Genomic DNA, 17573 nt, shown 5'->3' with positions numbered 1-17573 from the left:
CTCATCGACACCTACGCCGGCGACTTCCTCGATCTCGTCGACGAGCGCACCAAGCTCCTCGCGACGCTGGCCGACCTCGACACCCAGATGGCAGCGAAGCTCACCGCACTCACGACCGCCGGCGGGCTCACTGCCCGCGAGGCCCAGACGCTGCTGGCCATCGACGCGGGCGAAGTCAAGCGGCTGCGCGCACTCGCTCCGGCAGTCCCTTCCGAGCAACCGATCGCTGGCGCGGAGGTGCGTAGCAGTGAGCCCGCTCGCGTCAGCTGACCGTCTCCGGTGGGTGCTCGACGACACTGGGGTCACCGAGCGGTACCTCGCGAAGGTCGTGCGCGGTGACCACCAGGCGTGCTGGCTGTGGACGGGCGCGATCTCTGGCCATGGCCACGGCCGCTTCTGGGTACACGACGCTTTCGTCGTCATCGCCCACCGCTTCGGTTACGCGCTCGCACACGGCGCCGACGACTTCCCGCCCGTCGTCGCGCACGCGTGTGACGAACCCCTCTGTCAGAACCCCGAACATCTCCACCCATCAACCAACGCGCTCAACCGCGCCGAATGGGCCTGGCGACGTCACAATCCCGGGAGCCCACTCCGAGACTCACGAGGCTCACTCACGCGAGCGGTTCAACTCCGCAGCGCCGCTCGCGCCGGCGCCAACGTGGCCGGAGTTGCGCAGCAAGGGCTCAGCACTCTGGATCGCGCCCAGAGTCAGCTCTGGTAGTGCCGGAAGGGTGCGGCTGGCGCGACGTCGCCGGCCCGGATTCACTCGCAATACGGTTGATGTAGGTGAGGTTGTGGTCTCGAGGAAGATGGTGGGTTGGCGGTGGTGGTGGCTCCACGTGTGTTCATTGGCTCCTCGTCGGAGGGGCGATCGGTCGCAGAGGCGTTCCAGGCGCTCATCGCGGATGACTCGGAGCCGACGATCTGGCATCAGGGCGTCTTCGGGGCCGGGGAATACACGATGGATGCGCTCCAGCGTGCGGCCGAGGAGTCCGACTTTGCGGTGTTGGTCATGACACCGGACGACGTGGTCGAGCGTCGCGGTGAGGCATTCCCCGCGATGCGGGACAACGTGCTGCTCGAGTTGGGCCTATTCATGGGTGTGCTCGGACTGAATCGCGTACTCATGCTGGCTCCGACTACGCCCCGGATGGCGTGGCCTTCCGACCTGGCCGGAATCACACGCCTTCCCTCGTACCCTCCAGATCGCTCAGACCGGAACCTGCGTGCGGCTCTCGGCCCGGCGGCGTTGGAAGCGAAGCAGATCTTCGGTCGGCGTGGATCGCGGCCGGCTACCTCACCCGCGTCGGCCCCTCAAGCAGGCGATCACGTGCGACTACTTGAGTACGAGCTCGATCTGCTCTGGACCGCGGTCGCCGCTCAGGGGTGGCGGCGTCTCCGCCCCAACTCCACCACAACGATTCGCGTGATTAGTCCGAGGGGTCGGCGGTTCTCGATGCAACTATCAGCGGACCCGTCGGTGACGCGGTCGACGCTGCGCAACTTTGCTCGCCAGCTACGCGCGAATGGCCTTCGTGTGAACGATCGCGTACGCCAGCCCGTCTAGGTCGCTGGGACCGGGTCGGGTTCTCCCGCGGGCCCTTGACGGGAGTCCCCGCGGGAGAACGACGCTCCAACCCAACTACGCCCGTTGGGAGCCCCTACGGGATGCCGCGCCTGGTCCGACTTGCGTGCGACGACCGTTCGAGGTGGTCCTGGAACCTCCTGGGCTCTGTTCCACGAGGCAGGCATCGCGCCTACCCTCAAAGGTTGTCTCCGAAAGCCGGTGCGCTGAGAATAGCCTCTGCGGCGCTCGGCGTACCCCGCGTTCCCCCGACGCTGCACCGCGTAGGAGTCGGAGAAGATGCGGCCGAGCGCCTGTCGGTAGTGCAGGTCGGCATCGTGGATCGCGACCTGGCGCCCGCCGTCGACGCGGCCGCGGACGAGGCGAGGGGTGTCAATGTGGTCGAGCACGAGGTGCTCGCCCAGGTCCCGCAGCACACGCCTGGCGCGGTGTCGCCACTGGTCCCTGGCGTGGTCGACGTCGGCCTCGTCGAGGTGGGCGACCCAGGCCAGCCAGTCACGCTGGAGCGCAGCCCATGCGACGTCGCGGCCCTCCTCCCGGGCGGCGCGCACCTGCTGAGGGTCGACCGCCCCGCGAGCCTGGGTGATGTCGGCGTTGAGCCGCCCGACGGCGTCACGCGCCTCGAGTCTCACCGCGGCCACGGTTTCGGAGCCAGGTCAGTCGTGAGGCGACCTGCATACGCCGAAGAAACCCCTCGGTCCTTACGAGTGTGTCGCCCAGGACCCCAACGGCTGCTGGTTGCCGCCGCGAACCGATAGCGCCCGCGCATTGCCCTAGGTGGCAGGACGCCTGACCGCCGGGCTTCCGAACACGGATTGGGATTGACGTCACCGACTCAGTCCTACTGTGAGTCCGTCTTCGACACACCTGGCGCAAGACACGCACTCCGCTCGCCCGACGCTCGCCGTGCCAGATCACCTTGCTGCCGCAGCGCTCCGGCAGGTGGTGCGCCCCCGGAGTGGGAGCGAACTATCCAAAAGTATTGTAGGCATGACCGAGGCGACTGAGTACGCTCGGCACGCAGGAGAGAGGGGGCCTACAGGGGACGGTGCTCGCGAACGACGACGCACAGCCTGCGAGCGTGACGCCTTCAACCACGCCCCCACGACCCGCCCTGGCAGCGCGGAGCAGGGCATTCAAAGCCATTCGAGAGCAACAGAGGAGAGAGTCTTGAAAGCACGCATCGCAGCAGTTCTCTCGCTAGTCGTCCTCTCAGCCGCACTCGCGGTTGCCCCTGCGTCTGCCTATACGAGCGCATGGCGTAGCGACTCCAGCACGTGGGTGCAGTTGAGCTGCGGAGGAATCAACCACGGCCACACCTCGGACCGAGCGTTCATCAACTCAAATGGCTGTGGGTACTACGTCGGAATTCGCGCCAAGTGGAACGAGGCCGGCGCGGACCGGATCACCGCATGGAGTTTCGGGGACACCCTGGCGTCAGTCTCGCGCTCGCGCATCTTCGCTTACCAGTATCAGTACTGACGTGAGGCTGGGGTCTCGATTCATACGCGCGCTCGGCGCGGCGGGCACGGCACTGTTCGTCGTAGGGTCTGCTGCGGGGTGCTCACCCGGAGAAGCGCCGCAGCCCGTTCCGACGATCGATGCACGTATCCTGGCTGCGGCTCGTGAGCAAGGGGCGAGTGACGAGCAGCTGAGCATTCTCGAGTCCGGCGCGGTCGAGTTCGAGGAGTATCAGGAGGCGGTGGACCGGTCACTGACGTGCATGCGGGACGCTGGCATCGAGGTGTTCGACGACTCGGTCACCAGCGCTCGAGGGTTCCCGGAGATCTCCTACTCGTTCGCGACGAGCTCGGCGGGACGAAGCGACGATCAAACGCTCGCGATTGCCGATGCCTGCCTCGCTCAGCACAGTCTCTTCGTGGAGCAGGCTTACCAGCTCTCCCCCGCCTCGATCGAGCAGCAGGAGGCCGCGTTTGGTCCCTATCGCGACGTCGTGATTACCTGCCTTGCCGAGAACGGAGGGGAGGTGCGGGACGACGCGACCATGCCCGAGGTTCTCGGGGCAGCCGCGGACCTTGAGTCGAGGTCTGGGGTCGACTGCGTCTCGGAGTCCGGGTACGGGCGGTGAGCATGAACGGGCGCTTCGCGGGGGTCGCGGTTGGCATCCTGGTGCTCGCCCTGGGATGTGCCGTCGGGTTGTGGTGGGCGGAGCTTCGGACGAGCTCCCCGCTCACGTCTGATCTCCCCGAAGCCGCACTGATCGTGCCCGTCGAGGAGGTTGACCTGGCGCCCCAGTTCGCTGTGGGCCTCGCAGTGGAGCGAAGCCCCGGTGACGAGGCGCGCGTGTCGGCGACGGGAACCGTGACCCGCCTCGACGTTCAGCCCGGCAGCGTCCTGGATGCGGGCGATGTGGTCGCACACGTCAACGATGAGCCTGTCGTGGCCTATCTCGGTGACGGACCGCTGTGGCGCGATCTCTCCCCCGGCGATGAAGGGCCGGACGTTGCCCGAGTGCAGGCCTACCTCGAGGCGCTGGGATTCGACGCTGGAACGGTCGACGGAACGTTCGGCTCGGCGACGGCCGCTGCAGTTACCGCGTTCAACCGCGCCTACGCGACGGGCGTCTCTGGCGACACCTTCGAACTGTCCAGCGTGGCGTGGATCGGCAACGCTCCACTCACCGTCTCCGAAGTGGTTCCGACGGTCGGTGCAGCCGTTGGAGCCGGCGAAACGCTCGTTCGCGGGCCTGCACACTTGGCGTCGATCCTCGTGTCCGAGCCGCCCGGTGGCTTGCCGGGCGGAGACGGGTACCGCGTACGAGTAGGAGACTTCGAGACGAGCTACGCGCCAGGGTCCGGCGCGATCCGCGACGCGGAAGCGGTCGCGCGGATCGCCGAAGAGCTCGGCACAAGTGGAGAAGGAGCAGGAACGGCCGAGAGCACGACCACCCGACCTGCGGTACGAGTTTCGGCTTCGTCGGTTGTGGTGGACCCGACGACCGGCAAGACGTGCGTCTACGACGCCGTCGATGGACCGCCAATCCCCGTCACGATCCTCGGCGGGACCACCATGCACGCTGACCTTGATCCGGGTGTTTCGGTCACAACTGTGCTGTCGAACCCGCTGCAGATGATGGATCGCCCGACGTGCGACTCGTCGTAGACGCCGTCCGCTTCGCGTACCCGGGCCGACCTGACGTGCTAGACGGAGTGCACATGGACGTCAGTGCCGGGGAGTCGGTGGCTGTGGTGGGTCCGTCGGGCTCGGGGAAGACCACTTTCCTTGCCCTCCTGGGTGGGCTCTTGCAGCCGCTCGCCGGCCGCATCCACCTCGAGACCCCGCACGGCACCGTCAACCGGACGGCTGCGCACGTCTCCTGGGTACTCCAGACGGTTAACGTCCTGTCCGACAGGTCGGTGCTCGACAATGTCGCTCTGGGGGCATTCTCCGACGGCCTCGACAGGACGACTGCGAACGACCACGCCGTTCGAGCGATCGACCGCGTCGGTCTCGGCGAGATGAGCTCGTGGCCGGTCCGAACGCTCTCGGGCGGCGAAGCGCAGCGTGCAGCGATCGCACGCGCCGTCATCAGTGAGCGCCCCGTGCTACTCGCGGACGAACCGACGGGGCAACTCGACGAGCACACGTCCAGGCACGTGGTGGACACGCTCCTGCGCTCCGCGGAGGACAAGATCACGGTGATCGTGACGCACGACAACAGCGTGGCGGCCAGGTGCTCCCGAGTCGTACGGCTCTCCGGCCGCAGGCTCTCGTGAGGTGCCCGTGACATCGGCCCACCGCCGCGCTGGCTGGAGGCTGACGGTCGCTGCCGGTGAGGGGTTTCGCAACTGGCGAAGCGGCCGCTGGCTCACGGCGATCGCCACCACGTTCGTGATCGGGGTGCTATCCATTCCCACCGTGATCGACGGCGTGTGGATCGATCGCCTTCTCGCCGACGAGCGCGCCTGGGTGAGCGCAGGAGGACGCACCCTCGTCGTGACCAACGACGAGGGAGGCGGCATACCCCGCGTGGACTGCGAGTCACTGACTCACATCGAGGGAGTACGCGCCTCGGCCTCGCTCACCCGGATGCCCGAGCGCACCGGAACCGTGAGCGCACCCGACGCGAACACTCCCCTCGTCGCGGCCGGGGAAGGGATCTGGGGCCTGCTCGGGGTAGCACCGGTTGACGGTGTCATCGTTCCAGTAGACATCGCTCAAGACCTTCGCCTGCAGGCTGGGAGTCCGCTCGTCCTCACCCCGACGAGTGCAGGCGGACCAGCCGGAAGCGGATCCCCCGCTCGCGAGGCCTCAAGCGTGGGCGCTGTCGTCGACACCAGCGTGCTCGGCGAGCAGTTCGAGTACGCACTTCTTCTGCCAACAAGCGCGACCGGGAACGCTTCAACCTGCATGATCAGCTACGCACCGGGATACGAGACCTCGATCCGGCAAGTGATTCCCACTCTGCTCGGCGACGGAACGCACGACGCTGTGCTCGCGGATCGACTGGTGAGCGGGACCTACGGCCGCGACTTCTCGGCTGAGTACGAGCGGCGTGGACTTAGACTGGCGTCCTGGTTCGGCGGAGGCGCCATCTCACTACTATGGTTGCTGATCGTCTGGATCAGGCGCGGCCGCGACGGTCTGTACGCCACCCTTGGCGCCGACTTCGCTGCTCGCGCGGTGATACGGGGTTCAGAGGGCGTCGTTCTGATCGGGACGTCCGCACTAGCGGCAGTCGTAGTGGTCGGCCTGATCACTCCACTGGCCCTGCAAGCCCCGTCCGCTCTGGTCGCCGATCTGTTGCGACACCTCGCAATCACTTCCGGCGTCGCCATAATCGGGGTTTGCGCCAGCGTCTTCCTCCCTCTGAGATCTCCCCTGGCCTCTCTCAAGGACCGATAGGCGCGAGGACGTCTCACCGACAGACGGCTCTGCTGACGCTCCTCCGCCGCGAGCACCTCGGCGGAGGTGAACCTCTTAGTTTTTCAAGGATGGTGGTTAGGACCAAGAGTGTGTGGTTGCGGTCTCCGACCCGAGTTCCACAGTCCTAGCCTCGATGTTTCGTCGGGCGGGGTTGGCGAGGTTGTCGGCGTCGTTGCCGGTCTCGCGGCGTGAGTGTGGCATCGGGGTGTGACGTCGTGCCGCGTGTCGTCGCGGTGGGCGCGGGTTCCGGCCGGTGGGGTTCCTGGGGTCGTGGGTGGGTAGAGGCGCGGGGGTCAGGTCGGTGCTGCCGCCAGGGCCCTGAGGCGCTGGTGCGCGGCGATGACGACGTCTGCCCAGGCGTGGGTCTCCTTGATGTGCAGGATGACGCGGCGGGCGTGACGTGCGATCGCGGCCGGGGCGGTGAACAGGCGTAGCCGGAGTCGCTTGGGCTCCCAGACCCGGGCGCTCTTCTCGTCGAGTCCGAGGAGGGCGAGCCAGGCCAGGAGATCAGTGGCGAGAGCGACGATCTGGAGCCAGAGCTCGTTCTGCGCGAGGGTCTTCAAGGGGAGGTTGCGTAGCCCGGTGTCCTTCGCGCAGCGGATCCGGTCCTCGCAGCGCGCCCTGCGGCGGTGGCGTAGCTCGAGGACTTGAAGCTGTCCGCGGCGGGCGTTCGTGGCGAACGCGGTGAGGCGGTAGCCCTCGGCGTCATCGAGCCGGTCCTGGGCCACCCTCGCGCCGGGGTGGGGCCGCTCGCGACGCACGATGACGCGCATCCCGGTCGGCCAGCCCGTCAGGTGCCCCCGCTGGGTGAGCAGGATGGTGATGTCGGCGACGTCGGCGTGCTCGTTGACCTCACCGGTCGCGGTCAATGCCGGGCTCCACCCGCCACCGGTCGTCACGGTGTCGTAGATCTCGCCCATCTCGGCCCAGGCCTGACTTCACCCAGTGGGCTTAGTGCCGTGGATGGCGGCGAGCAGGTCTGTGGTCTGGGGGGTGAGCTTGGGTGGGATTGTGGTGGTGGCGCCGTTGATCTCGATGATTGAGGTGCGGGTCTCGCGGAGCTGGTTCACGATCGTCTTGAGGGATTGGCCGGTCGCGCGGGTGAGGTAGCGCGTCATGGCGAGGGCGGCGAAAACGATGGTCAGGTGCGCTTCGATCGCCTCGCGTTGGTGGTGGAACACGGGCCGGGCTCGTAGGTCGTTCTTCGTCATCCGGAACGAGGCCTCGACCTGCCACAGGTCGTGATACGCGGTGATCACCGCGGCGCTGGTCATGGTCTCGAGGGGCAGGTTCGTGACGTACCCCTTCAGGCCGGCGAGCTGACGGGCCCGGGCGATCGTGGCCTCGTCCAGGGTCTTGGTCGCACCGGTGACCTTCAGGAACCGGGTCCGCTTCAGAGGGGCGGTGCCTTCGGCGACGCGTTCGGCCTTCGCGATCTGCGCGTTGATCGTGCGGTCATCACGCTTGCTCCGCTTGAACGACCACTGGTAGACGATCCGCCGCGCCCGGGCGTGCCGCCCGGTGCCCATGGTCCGCACCGACTCCAGGATCTGCCCGTCGGTGAAGTAGTCGCCCTTGCGTTCGAAGTGCTCGGCCAGGTCGTAGGGCGCCTTCGTCAGGCGGGAGCCGACGATGAAGGAGAACCCGGCGTCCTCGAGGGCGTTCAGGTTCCCCGCCGACAGCATCCCCGCGTCGGCCACGACGACCATGTCCGTGACGCCGTGGCGGGCCTGGAACGCTTGGAGGACGGGCACGATCGTGGTGGTCTCGGCCTTGTTCCCCTCGAACAGGTGGACCTCGAGGGGGAAGCCGGCCGGGTCGACCAGGAGCCCGACCTGGATCTGCGGGTCGACGCGGTGCTCCTTGCTCATCCCGACCTTGCGCAGCTCGTCCTCGTGCTCGTTCTCGAAGTGCAGGGTCGTCACGTCGTACAAGACCAGGCACGCCCGCCCACTGGTGCGCGCGGAGTACGCCAGACACGCCTTCGCGAGCCGGTCGCGGTAGTCACGCGCCTGACAGCGCTTCAACGATCGGTAGAGCGTGTTCAGCCCGGGCGGCTTCACCCCCAGCGACCTCACGACGCGGATCGTGTCGGCCTTGCTCGTCGGCTCGATCAACCGGGCCAGGACCATCACCCGGAACGCCTCGTCGGCGACCTGGTCGAACCCGAGATGCGTGTAGACCCAGCCCAGGGCGTCCCACAACACCTGCGCGGTGGTGGCGACCGTATGAGCATCACCGGCGTGATGACGGGGCCTGCCCCGCTCACCCGTCGCCGACCGCTCGGACTTGCCAGAGCTCGTCCAGTCAGCGATCCGGTCCACCCGTGCCGCCACGCGCGGCACCTCACCCAGGTCGAACGCCTGCTGCCCGGGGTGGAGGCGTTCGCGGGCCACGGACCACAACAGCTCCAGCTCCGCATCGGTGTGCGCCGAGCCGACGTGCTCGATCTCCACGACCACGTCCCCGCGCGACGTGACCACCTGAACGGCGACCGCACCCGAGGCCGTGCGCACCTCCCGGATCCGCCGCGACACCACCCCACGACGCTACCCGCCGAATACTTAGTGCCGTCCCCGACAACACCCAGCACACGAACCCGCAGGTCACAGCCCTACAACCCGACTCAGCCAACCACACTGGGCGAAGTCGGGAGCAGGATGGTGATGTCGGCGACGTCGGCGTGCTCGTTGACCTCACCGGTCGCGGTCAATGCCGGGCTCCACCCGCCACCGGTCGTCACGGTGTCGTAGATCTCGCCCATCTCGGCCCAGGGCAGGGTCCACCCGATCGAGCCCTGACCAGCACGAACACCCCCAACACCACCCACACCTGTGGAAGTCGGGTCACACCATGATCCCCACCCAACGGCGAAGAGCCCGCGGACGGAGACCCGCTGCGTCTTGACCACACCACCGCAGGTCGCTATCTTGCGCAATTAGACACAGCCGTCGCCGCAGCCACTCGGAGGAGTGTGAGCCCCTATGAATACTGCCTCGACCACACGTCACAGAAGGGGCAAACTGCCCCTTGTTGTGGCATTGAGTCTGGCTCTAGTCATGGCTCCAGTGCTCCTGCCTTCAGCTCTGGCCTATACCCACCACGGCGCCCGGTGGCAGGGCACCAATATCTCATGGGCCGAAGGTGGGGGCGACTTCAGTGGGAACGTTGGCTCAGCGCTCGGTCCGGCCGCGAGTTCATGGAACCCGAACACTGACGTTACTCTGACCAAGAGTACCGTCGCATCACTAACTGCCGTCACCTACTACAGCGCGACTGATGGTCTAAACGGCAAAGCGCAGTGGACTACCTCGAACGGCTACTTCACCGGCTGCTACGCATCGGTAAACCGCTCCAACGTCGCCAGTTGGGCCGTAAACAAAATCCGGGCGGTTTGGACCCATGAGTTCGGACACTGCCTGGGCCTCGGTCATACCACCAGCATCGCCATCATGACCGGCAGTGGTACGAACGTCCAGTACGACGCGTATGGAATATACACCCCCCAGACAGATGACCGCAACGGAATCAATGCTCGCTACTAAGGGGTTGACAACCATGAGGAACTTCGGGACCGCTGCTGTTGGTTCAATAAGCGTCTCACTACTCCTAACCGCGTGCGCATCTCCCACTGTGGAGTACGGCATCACCGGAGATCGCGCCGAGTTCTATCAGAGCATTGACGAGCTCGTCGCTGCCTCAACGAGTGTCGCCACTGTTCACGTTACCGCGCGCGAAGAGGTCGGTGACGAAATCAAAGACACCATTGTGACCGCCTCCGTAGACTCCGTCTATGAGCCACAGAACCTGGGATCGGGAATAGAGTGGGCGCTCACCCCTCTCGCGCCTGGGGAAGAAGTCCGTATCTACCAGTATGGAACAGCCGACACAGCGTCACTCGCCCCCATTCTAGAGCCGGGCCAGCATTACCTGCTGTTTCTGGTGAGAGCATCAGACGAGGAGAACGGCTACAAGGCCGACAACCCTCGCGCCGGCACCTTCGACATTGTGGGCGTAGAAGCCGGAATCTACGAAGCAAGCTCCGATCTCGCGCGCAGCGCGCCCCAAGCGGAAGACTCTGCCTACACGCGAGCAAACTCGGAAAGTGGTGACAACCTCCCGGAGGAGCTGAACCCGGCAGAGGACCTCGACTAGAGCAGGCCGGGGGATGAGAACTCCGCGATCATCGTGATCGCCCGGCCTCAGCCGTGGCGAAGACTCCGGACTGGTCAGGTGCGGATGACGGGTCGTGAGAGCCGGGCGCTCCCGTGACCAGCGAGCATGGGGCTTCCGGATCTCTGACGCAACAGGAGCACCCCTGGTACCCCGAACCGGCACTCCTCCTGACGTCTTGCCCGGTGTGCGCCCAGTCCGGGCAGCCTGCACCAGGTCGCGCCGCACGTGCAGCAGGGGTAGACCCGACTTCGCCCAGTGTGGTTGGCTGAGTCGGGTTGTAGGGCTGTGACCTGCGGGTTCGTGTGCTGGGTGTTGTCGGGGACGGCACTAAGTATTCGGCGGGTAGCGTCGTGGGGTGGTGTCGCGGCGGATCCGGGAGGTGCGCACGGCCTCGGGTGCGGTCGCCGTTCAGGTGGTCACGTCGCGCGGGGACGTGGTCGTGGAGATCGAGCACGTCGGCTCGGCGCACACCGATGCGGAGCTGGAGCTGTTGTGGTCCGTGGCCCGCGAACGCCTCCACCCCGGGCAGCAGGCGTTCGACCTGGGTGAGGTGCCGCGCGTGGCGGCACGGGTGGACCGGATCGCTGACTGGACGAGCTCTGGCAAGTCCGAGCGGTCGGCGACGGGTGAGCGGGGCAGGCCCCGTCATCACGCCGGTGATGCTCATACGGTCGCCACCACCGCGCAGGTGTTGTGGGACGCCCTGGGCTGGGTCTACACGCATCTCGGGTTCGACCAGGTCGCCGACGAGGCGTTCCGGGTGATGGTCCTGGCCCGGTTGATCGAGCCGACGAGCAAGGCCGACACGATCCGCGTCGTGAGGTCGCTGGGGGTGAAGCCGCCCGGGCTGAACACGCTCTACCGATCGTTGAAGCGCTGTCAGGCGCGTGACTACCGCGACCGGCTCGCGAAGGCGTGTCTGGCGTACTCCGCGCGCACCAGTGGGCGGGCGTGCCTGGTCTTGTACGACGTGACGACCCTGCACTTCGAGAACGAGCACGAGGACGAGCTGCGCAAGGTCGGGATGAGCAAGGAGCACCGCGTCGACCCGCAGATCCAGGTCGGGCTCCTGGTCGACCCGGCCGGCTTCCCCCTCGAGGTCCACCTGTTCGAGGGGAACAAGGCCGAGACCACCACGATCGTGCCCGTCCTCCAAGCGTTCCAGGCCCGCCACGGCGTCACGGACATGGTCGTCGTGGCCGACGCGGGGATGCTGTCGGCGGGGAACCTGAACGCCCTCGAGGACGCCGGGTTCTCCTTCATCGTCGGCTCCCGCCTGACGAAGGCGCCCTACGACCTGGCCGAGCACTTCGAACGCAAGGGCGACTACTTCACCGACGGGCAGATCCTGGAGTCGGTGCGGACCATGGGCACCGGGCGGCACGCCCGGGCGCGGCGGATCGTCTACCAGTGGTCGTTCAAGCGGAGCAAGCGTGATGACCGCACGATCAACGCGCAGATCGCGAAGGCCGAACGCGTCGCCGAAGGCACCGCCCCTCTGAAGCGGACCCGGTTCCTGAAGGTCACCGGTGCGACCAAGACCCTGGACGAGGCCACGATCGCCCGGGCCCGTCAGCTCGCCGGCCTGAAGGGGTACGTCACGAACCTGCCCCTCGAGACCATGACCAGCGCCGCGGTGATCACCGCGTATCACGACCTGTGGCAGGTCGAGGCCTCGTTCCGGATGACGAAGAACGACCTACGAGCCCGGCCCGTGTTCCACCACCAACGCGAGGCGATCGAAGCGCACCTGACCATCGTTTTCGCCGCCCTCGCCATGACGCGCTACCTCACCCGCGCGACCGGCCAATCCCTCAAGACGATCGTGAACCAGCTCCGCGAGACCCGCACCTCAATCATCGAGATCAACGGCGCCACCACCACAATCCCACCCAAGCTCACCCCCCAGACCACAGACCTGCTCGCCGCCATCCACGGCACTAACCTCGTGATTTCACCGGGGTAGCGCGTCTGGGACGGCGAAAGTGCTCCTGACCTGGGATGATGTGTCTTGCGACGGACAGATCAGACCAGAACGAGGAGCACCTTCGTGGTGAACGCTACCCGCCCGTATCCGAGTGTTCGAGTCGATGCAGCGCCCGTTTCGGCGGTGGGGTCGGCGGGCGGGGTGCTGCTGACCGAGGTCCTCGCGGTCAGCGGCCTGTCGACGATGTTGTCGGTGGGGTTGGAGCGGTGGCGCAAGTCGACCGCCAGGCATGACCCGGCCAAGGTCCTGACCGATCTCGCCCTGACGCTCGCCCTGGGCGGGGACTGCCTCGCGGATGCTGCTCTCCTGCGCAACGAGCCGGAGCTGTTCGGCCCGGTGGCCTCGGAGGCGACGGTCTCACGCACGATCACGGCCCTGGCCGCTGATGCTGGCCGTGTGGTGCGCCAGATCGCCAGGGCACGCAAGCAGGTCCGGGCCCGGGTCTGGGAGCTGGCTGGCCAGGCCTCCCCGCTCCACGGGATCAGCGAGATGAACCCGTTGATCATCGATCTGGACGCCACGATCGTCATCTCCCACAGCGAGAAGGAAGCGGCCGCGCCGACGTTCAAACGCACCTTCGGCCACCATCCCCTGCTCGCCTTCCTCGACCACGGCCAGGGCGGGAGTGGCGAGCTCCTCGCCGCCCTGCTGCGGCCCGGGAACGCCGGGTCGAACACCGCCGCCGATCACATCGAGGTGACCCGGGCTGCGTTGGCCGCGGTGCCGGGGATCAACGCCTCCCGGCCCGGGCGGAAGGTCATGATCCGAACCGACGGCGCCGGCGCGAGCAAGGCATTCGTGGACTTCCTGACTCGTCGGGGGGTGTCCTTCTCGATCGGGTGGACCCTGCCCTGGGCCGAGATGGGCGAGATCTACGACACCGTGACGACCGGTGGCGGGTGGAGCCCGGCATTGACCGCGACCGGTGAGGTCAACGAGCACGCCGACGTCGCCGACATCACCATCCTGCTCACCCAGCGGGGGCACCTGACGGGCTGGCCGACCGGGATGCGCGTCATCGTGCGTCGCGAGCGGCCCCACCCCGGCGCGAGGGTGGCCCAGGACCGGCTCGATGACGCCGAGGGCTACCGCCTCACCGCGTTCGCCACGAACGCCCGCCGCGGACAGCTTCAAGTCCTCGAGCTACGCCACCGCCGCAGGGCGCGCTGCGAGGACCTGATCCGCTGCGCGAAGGACACCGGGCTACGCAACCTCCCCTTGAAGACCCTCGCGCAGAACGAGCTCTGGCTCCAGATCGTCGCTCTCGCCACTGATCTCCTGGCCTGGCTCGCCCTCCTCGGACTCGACGAGAAGAGCGCCCGGGTCTGGGAGCCCAAGCGACTCCGGCTACGCCTGTTCACCGCCCCGGCCGCGATCGCACGTCACGCCCGCCGCGTCATCCTGCACATCAAGGAGACCCACGCCTGGGCAGACGTCGTCATCGCCGCGCACCAGCGCCTCAGGGCCCTGGCGGCAGCACCGACCTGACCCCCGCGCCTCTACCCACCCACGACCCCAGGAACCCCACCGGCCGGAACCCGCGCCCACCGCGACGACACGCGGCACGACGTCACACCCCGATGCCACACTCACTCCGCGAGACCGGCAACGACGCCGACAACCTCGCCAACCCCGCCCGACGAAACATCGAGGCTAAGCCCACTGGGTGAAGTCAGGAGCATGGGGCTCCCGGATCTCTGACGCAACAGGAGCACCCCTGGTACCCCGAACCGGCACTCCTCCTGACGTCTTGCCCGGTGTGCGCCCAGTCCGGGCAGCCTGCACCAGGTCGCGCCGCACGTGCAGCAGGGGTAGACGACGCCGACGAAACCCTCCGGCCTGGTGAGCACACGCCCGTCTCCTCGCCCAATGCCGGCGTAGCTGGCAGGTTCGGTGCGGCCATGCGCTTTGGAGGACTCCGCCGTCGTCGACCACTCGACAACACTCACATCTGCACGTCGACGAGACGAGCGCGATTCGAGGGAGACGATGCAGCAGCTCGGTGTCACCCCTGCATGGCAGAGTGACAACATGAGACTCTCAGACATACGCGACACGATCATCAACAGCGAGACGGAGGACTGGCACAGCATCCCTGCCGGTGCCTACTTCACCGACGCACCTAACATCGACACCGACTCGTTCGAGCAGCACGACTCGCTGCTCGTCTACCGCGATGACGTGAGTCTGACCGTCCAGTGGGGCATGAGGGCTCGCGGCTACGACCACGTTCAAGAAGTGCAACAGATCTGGCCCTCTGCCGCGTACCCCGACCCATCCGTACGTGTCTTTCACATCGACGTGTTTTGGTGTGGCGTTCTTGTCGACCGAGAGAGCCTCGTTTCTGTCGACGGGGGTCGTGCGTACCTGCCGATCGGCAGCAAACGATGCACGAACTGGCAGGGCTTCGGCCACCCTAAGCCGGAGACGTACGAGTTCGATTACACCGCCACGGCGTGGCAGACGGGACTCGCCCGCCTCATCGCGAGCAATAGCGAACTCGACTCCTATATGGCGCGGGCGCACGTAATTATCCGCGACTAGACCTACCACGACCGTCCGAAGACGTTCACTCGGGCCTTCCGCGGGCGGTCAGTGACCAAGGTTGTGGGTATAGCTGCGGTGTATCCGACGGCTTGCCCGCCGCGTGCAGTACCGCAGCACGATGGGGGTCGGACGAGCCGTGCGCTAGACCCCGATCTCGGGTCCCGATGGGTGAGGGTCCTGCGGGTAGATCGGGCGTTCGGTCGGCCTCGTGCGTGTCGTTTGCTCGTGGGTTCGGCGTGCGGCCTCGAGTGCTCGGGCGGCTTGGGTACGTGCGAGCCCGCGTCGACGGTGCAGGGCATCGAGTGCGGAGTCGTCCGCGGTGGAGGGTCCAGAGGTAGGCGGCGGTGTGATTCGGGAGAGAGCGGCCGCGGCGACGCGGTGGGCGCGTTCTTGCACGCCTGCGTCCCGGTCGGAGTCGGGCCCGAGGGGGTCGGTGCCGGTGATGGCGTAGCGGTCACGGTAGGCCGCAACGTCTCGCACGCTGGCCCGCCACACGGCGAGGGTCTTGGCGTCTGGGGGTGGCCGGTACAGGCGACGCGCCCACAGGGGCGGGGTGGGTCCTTCCACGTCGGCCACGAGGGCGTCGAGTCGGTCGCTGATGAGGTCGGCCTGCCGCTCGAGCCATACCTGGACGTCACCGTTGACGAACGGCGCGCGCGGTGCCAACTCGCGCGTCGGCGCGTCAGCGGTCGACGCGTCCTCAGCCATCGACGGGGCGGGGGTGCGCGCCTCGGCGAGGATCTCCCGCACGGTCTCCTCGGCGAGGTGACGGCTCAGGACAGCGGCGAGGTACCCGCGCGTGTCGGGGTCTTCGGGCAGCCGCGTGACCGCGCCAGCCAGGCGCCGGGCCAGTGCGACCGCCAGCGCGGGCGTGACGTCGCCATGGGTGTTGGAGGCTACGACGTGGTCGATCACGTCATAGGTGAGGGGCCCAGGGTAGCGAAGCGCGCGGTTGAGCTCCTCCGCACGCCCGACCTCGACCAGCTCGCCAGGGTCCTTGACCCCGGGCAGGCGGGCGCCGGCCGCCGACGCAGCCTCGCGGGGAGTAAGGCGCTCCCAGGCGCGAACTGTCGCTTCGCGGCCGCTGGTGTCGGAGTCGAACAGGAACACCGCGTGGCCCAGGTCGCCGCCGGCGGTGCGGACGAGCTCGAGCTGCTCCTCGGTCAGGGCCGTGCCACATGGTGCGAGGGGGACGAGGTCCTCGCGCTCGAGTGAGGCGACTGCGGCGACGTCGAGGGGGCCTTCGACGAACACCGGTCGGGCCCGCCGGCCAGGCGGGCGGCGGCTTCGGTGCTCCAGCCGTGCAGGACCTGGCGCTTGTGGAACGTGTCTCGTTCGGGGGTGTTGAGGTACTTCGGTGCCCGTTCGTCGACGACGCTCGGGTTGGCGCGGGCGGTGAAGCCGACGACCGCGCCGCCGTGGTCGCGGATTGGCATGACGAGCCGGTCGCGGAACAGGTCGATCGTGCGCCCGTTTCTGGTCCTGGCCGCGACGCCGGCAGCGATCATGTCCTCGTCGCGGTGACCGAGCTCGCGCAGGTGCGTGCTCAGCGCGTCCCAGGACGAGGGCGCGTACCCGTGCTCGCACGCTCCCGCCAGGCCACGACGGGTCAGGTACTCCCCCGCCCACGACCCCTCCGCCTGCTGTTGCCACCACCGCCAGGACTCCTCCGCGATCGCCACCGCGCGCTCGCGCACCGCGTCGGCCGCTGCTGCGGCCGGCACCCCCTGAACCCCCACGTCGTCGCCACCGTTCGCCTCGGTGGTGATCGAGACGAGCGGGTCGTCGACGCGCGCGGGCGCCTCGCCGCGCTCCTCGACCGCGTCGAGGTTGCCGGGGTGGGCGGACGTGGGCGGGGCGGTGGTGGGGTCGGGGTCGATCTCGGGGGGTTGGGTGATCCAGTCCGGCAGACGGGACTCGGCTGCGGCCGGTTCACCCAGACGGGCGCGGAGAGCGCGGGCTGGCCACTTGGCCTGCTCGATCGGGCGCTCGTCGGAGGCGATCGCCTCAGCCAGCGCGGCGGCGACATCGCGGTGCTCGGTGCGCTCGACCTCGAGCAGGCGTGCACGCAGCTGGGGGTAGGCGGGTCGGCCAGGACAGCGGCCGCAGCCGGGTCGGGGAGCACCTGGCGCACGATGTGGTCCAGGCGTTCGTGGACGGCGGGCTCGAGCAGGCGCTCGTAGGCGTCCTCGTAGGCGGGGACGAGCTGAGCGAGGGAGTGGGCCTGGTCCCACTCGGTGACCATGGCTTGCAGCGCCGCGGGCGCCTCGTCGACCCTCGCCAAGACCCGTTCCAGGGCCTGGCGTACGGCGCGCGCCGGGTCGGGCTGGTGATGCAGGTCGACGTCGAGGACAGCTTCGGTGACCGTGTACAGCCGGTTCATGTACC

15 protein-coding genes and 1 pseudogene are annotated in these 17573 nt (G+C 67.7%); 10 read left to right on the top strand and 6 right to left on the bottom strand.

Annotated elements, in window-relative coordinates; all coding sequences use genetic code 11:
- Positions 1 to 262: 262 nt before the first annotated feature.
- On the bottom strand, positions 263 to 529 hold the full coding sequence (locus AC3AQ1_RS13660) for a hypothetical protein (protein WP_139987228.1): 267 nt from the start codon (positions 527 to 529) through the stop codon (positions 263 to 265).
- Between the two features lie 297 nt (positions 530 to 826).
- Between AC3AQ1_RS13660 and AC3AQ1_RS13655 the strand changes: the two genes are divergently transcribed.
- The 5 genes from AC3AQ1_RS13655 (at position 827) to AC3AQ1_RS13635 (ending at position 6454) form a co-directional block, all read left to right on the top strand.
- Positions 827 to 1570 carry a TIR domain-containing protein gene (locus AC3AQ1_RS13655; protein WP_234417974.1) on the top strand — a complete coding sequence of 248 codons (744 nt, stop codon included), beginning with the start codon at positions 827 to 829 and terminating at the stop codon, positions 1568 to 1570.
- A gap of 1501 nt (positions 1571 to 3071) precedes the next feature.
- Complete coding sequence (locus tag AC3AQ1_RS13650; RefSeq protein ID WP_108719430.1) at positions 3072 to 3677, top strand: hypothetical protein; 606 nt, start codon at positions 3072 to 3074, stop codon at positions 3675 to 3677.
- 2 nt (positions 3678 to 3679) lie between these two features.
- Positions 3680 to 4711, top strand: a complete 1032-nt coding sequence (locus AC3AQ1_RS13645; RefSeq protein ID WP_108719429.1) for a peptidoglycan-binding domain-containing protein — start codon at positions 3680 to 3682, stop codon at positions 4709 to 4711.
- 53 nt (positions 4712 to 4764) lie between these two features.
- Positions 4765 to 5325 (top strand): ABC transporter ATP-binding protein, encoded by a 561-nt coding sequence (locus AC3AQ1_RS13640; RefSeq protein ID WP_139987230.1) that lies wholly within the window; start codon positions 4765 to 4767, stop codon positions 5323 to 5325.
- Position 5326: 1 nt separating this feature from the next.
- The gene (locus AC3AQ1_RS13635; RefSeq protein ID WP_108719427.1) at positions 5327 to 6454 is read left to right on the top strand and encodes a hypothetical protein; all 1128 of its coding nucleotides are present in this window, start codon (positions 5327 to 5329) and stop codon (positions 6452 to 6454) included.
- Between the two features lie 359 nt (positions 6455 to 6813).
- Here the strand turns inward: AC3AQ1_RS13635 and AC3AQ1_RS13630 are convergent.
- The 3 genes and pseudogenes from AC3AQ1_RS13630 to AC3AQ1_RS13620 form a co-directional block, all read right to left on the bottom strand.
- A pseudogene (locus AC3AQ1_RS13630) lies at positions 6814 to 7356 on the bottom strand (transposase); the annotation flags it as partial.
- 57 nt (positions 7357 to 7413) lie between these two features.
- Positions 7414 to 9012 carry an IS1634 family transposase gene (locus AC3AQ1_RS13625; RefSeq protein WP_234417973.1) on the bottom strand — a complete coding sequence of 533 codons (1599 nt, stop codon included), beginning with the start codon at positions 9010 to 9012 and terminating at the stop codon, positions 7414 to 7416.
- A gap of 89 nt (positions 9013 to 9101) precedes the next feature.
- On the bottom strand, positions 9102 to 9239 hold the full coding sequence (locus AC3AQ1_RS13620) for a hypothetical protein (protein ID WP_159096559.1): 138 nt from the start codon (positions 9237 to 9239) through the stop codon (positions 9102 to 9104).
- 295 nt (positions 9240 to 9534) lie between these two features.
- Between AC3AQ1_RS13620 and AC3AQ1_RS13615 the strand changes: the two genes are divergently transcribed.
- From AC3AQ1_RS13615 to AC3AQ1_RS13595, 5 genes are all read left to right on the top strand, one after another.
- On the top strand, positions 9535 to 10020 hold the full coding sequence (locus tag AC3AQ1_RS13615) for a matrixin family metalloprotease (RefSeq protein ID WP_159096558.1): 486 nt from the start codon (positions 9535 to 9537) through the stop codon (positions 10018 to 10020).
- A gap of 13 nt (positions 10021 to 10033) precedes the next feature.
- Positions 10034 to 10630, top strand: a complete 597-nt coding sequence (locus tag AC3AQ1_RS13610) for a hypothetical protein (protein ID WP_139987958.1) — start codon at positions 10034 to 10036, stop codon at positions 10628 to 10630.
- A gap of 379 nt (positions 10631 to 11009) precedes the next feature.
- Positions 11010 to 12617: an IS1634 family transposase gene (locus AC3AQ1_RS13605; protein WP_234417972.1), complete on the top strand. Its 1608-nt coding sequence runs from the start codon at positions 11010 to 11012 to the stop codon at positions 12615 to 12617.
- A gap of 84 nt (positions 12618 to 12701) precedes the next feature.
- On the top strand, positions 12702 to 14126 hold the full coding sequence (locus tag AC3AQ1_RS13600) for an IS1380 family transposase (protein ID WP_108719423.1): 1425 nt from the start codon (positions 12702 to 12704) through the stop codon (positions 14124 to 14126).
- 543 nt (positions 14127 to 14669) lie between these two features.
- Positions 14670 to 15182 carry a hypothetical protein gene (locus AC3AQ1_RS13595; protein WP_159096557.1) on the top strand — a complete coding sequence of 171 codons (513 nt, stop codon included), beginning with the start codon at positions 14670 to 14672 and terminating at the stop codon, positions 15180 to 15182.
- Positions 15183 to 15326: 144 nt separating this feature from the next.
- On the opposite strand, the gene AC3AQ1_RS13590 is transcribed toward AC3AQ1_RS13595, so the two are convergent.
- Positions 15327 to 16439 (bottom strand): toprim domain-containing protein, encoded by a 1113-nt coding sequence (locus AC3AQ1_RS13590; protein ID WP_159096556.1) that lies wholly within the window; start codon positions 16437 to 16439, stop codon positions 15327 to 15329.
- Entirely contained in the window at positions 16349 to 16909 is a 561-nt protein-coding gene (locus AC3AQ1_RS13585) for a hypothetical protein (protein WP_159096555.1), read from the bottom strand. Before AC3AQ1_RS13585 ends, AC3AQ1_RS13590 begins: the two co-directional genes overlap by 91 nt.
- Between the last annotated feature and the right edge of the window lie 664 nt (positions 16910 to 17573).

The sequence above is a fragment of the Miniimonas sp. S16 genome (assembly GCF_057748195.1).
Note: the sequence above shows the minus strand (reverse complement) of the source record. Positions and strands in the feature narration are given on the sequence as shown.